The 1,992-nt window shown below is 36.8% G+C and carries 1 protein-coding gene; it reads left to right on the top strand.

Annotated features, from left to right (window positions below; all coding sequences use genetic code 11):
- Window positions 1–229: 229 nt before the first annotated feature.
- Window positions 230–1,630, top strand: a complete 1,401-nt coding sequence (locus F6K22_RS39595) for a MurL C-terminal domain-containing protein (RefSeq protein WP_293110513.1) — start codon at window positions 230–232, stop codon at window positions 1,628–1,630.
- The last annotated feature ends 362 nt before the right edge of the window (window positions 1,631–1,992 follow it).

Genomic DNA, 1,992 nt, shown 5'->3' on the forward strand with positions numbered 1-1,992 from the left:
TATAGTCAAATTTTCCCAACTATTGCGTAGGTCGCCAGAGTTAATACATTTGCTGAAGCACCCCGCCAGAGGTGATGGATAGTCAAAATTTTCCACTATTGCGTATAGAGCAACAGTTAATTCATTATTATAAGCTGCCTCAATTACCTATTATCTTTACAGCACTTTTGAGGATGAGCTACAGTTTAATACTAATTGCTATTACCTATTTCCTATTCCCTAAATAAAAATGAGTTTAACTGAACAATTCAAAAGTAGGTATCACGAGTCGCGGATACAATACATGGCAACAGGAAAATCTCCCACCTGTTCAGTCATTTATTCTCAAGCACCTTACTGGAAAAATTATCGACTTATTTTTCCGTTTCTAATTGATAACTGGCAGCATTTTTATCACATCGACTTTCCAGCAAAATTTGAAAATACAGAAAAAATCCACCCATCTATTTTAATAGGAATAGCAATGGCAGAAATTTATCGCCTTTGCGAAATATGTACCCCTCAAATAGTAAAAGTACCTTGGTATAGTTGTCTTGAGTGGGAAATAGATTGGTGGAATGAGGATATTTACTGGTATCTTCAGCAAAAATTTTATCTGGAAAAATGGGATTGGGATAAAATGCCTCGAATAGAGTTTTCCTCAAGTTATACAGAAAATTCTTCTTTTCCTTCTGTCAACGATACCTACCTTCTTGCGGTTAGTGGGGGTAAAGAAAGTACATTTGCTTTTGAGTGGATGCAGCAAGCAAATCTGCCGATAGAAGCATTTACTTTACATAATGCAGGAGGAATATTAGGTGATAAATGGCTGCAAAAGTTTCCAGTATTTGACTATATTAAAAATCAAACCTATCTGTGGGAAATACAAGCTCATCCCAAGGAAGATCCGGCAGAACATTTTGCTTATGAAGGGGTTCGTAACGACCCTACTATTACTAATGCTCTTTTCATTATGATGATAATTGCTATGCAGCAAGGTCATCGGTTTCTTGTATTAGCAAATGATAAGAGTTCCAATGAATCTAATGCTACATATCAGGGGCGGGAAGTTAATCATCAAAGTGCTAAGGGAGCTGCTTATATAGAACGTTTTAATGATTTTTTAAAGCGCAAAGGTTTGCCTTTTAGTTATGTGAGTATTTGCGAAGAGGTTTATTCTATTGGTACAGTTCATCAGCTATCTTTGTGGAACAAAAATATCTTGAATGACCTTACTTCTTGTAATGAAGCACAATGGTCTCCAGAAGATTTGCGATGGTGTTGTAACTGTCCAAAATGTGCTTTTTCTTATGCTTTAATTGAAGCTGTAACAGATTCTCGTTTTGCTACCCAGGTAGTAGGAAAAGACTTATTTAATCTGACAAAACTTGAGGATATTTGGAAACGTTTATTTGACCCAAATTCTGAGAAACCATTTGAGTGTGTTGGTGAAAAACGCGAGACTTTGATGGCTTTAGCTAAATGCAAAAAACAACGTCTCAAAAATGGCGAACCTTTGGGTATTCTTGCCGAAATACCTGATGTTGAATTTGATAATTCTTTACTACAAATATCTCCTCCTGAAAATATTCCAACTGAACATCAAGAAAAACTAAATTCTGTTAAGAAGGGAGTAGGAAGTAGGGAGTAGGGGGAGAATCTAGTGAGTCTAGTAGTGGGTTGACACGCCTTAAATTTTGCATGAGAAAAAAAGGTAAAACTTTAACAAGAATTATACGAAAAAAGCTAATGCACTATTTTAGGTGTGTCAGTCCAATACCCCATGCGTATAGAGCAATAGTTAATTCATTTTATGAAGCACCCAGCCAGAGGTGATGGGTGGTGAAATTTCTCTCTTTATATTGCGTATAGAGCAATATAGCAACAGCCAGGGCGATTAGGACATAGACTGATGATGAATCAAAGACCACGGAAACACTTTTCCCACTGTTCCCTGTTCCCAGTTAAGTGTTCCCTGCTATAGTCAATACATTTCCTGAAGCACCAAGCCAG

The organism is Okeania sp. SIO2F4 (genome assembly GCF_010672385.1).
GTDB lineage: Bacteria > Cyanobacteriota > Cyanobacteriia > Cyanobacteriales > Microcoleaceae > Trichodesmium.

Coding starts and splice junctions, on each gene's coding strand:
- F6K22_RS39595 (WP_293110513.1), top strand. CDS start 230: ATGAGTTTAACTGAACAATTCAAAAGTAGGTATCACGAGTCGCGGATA.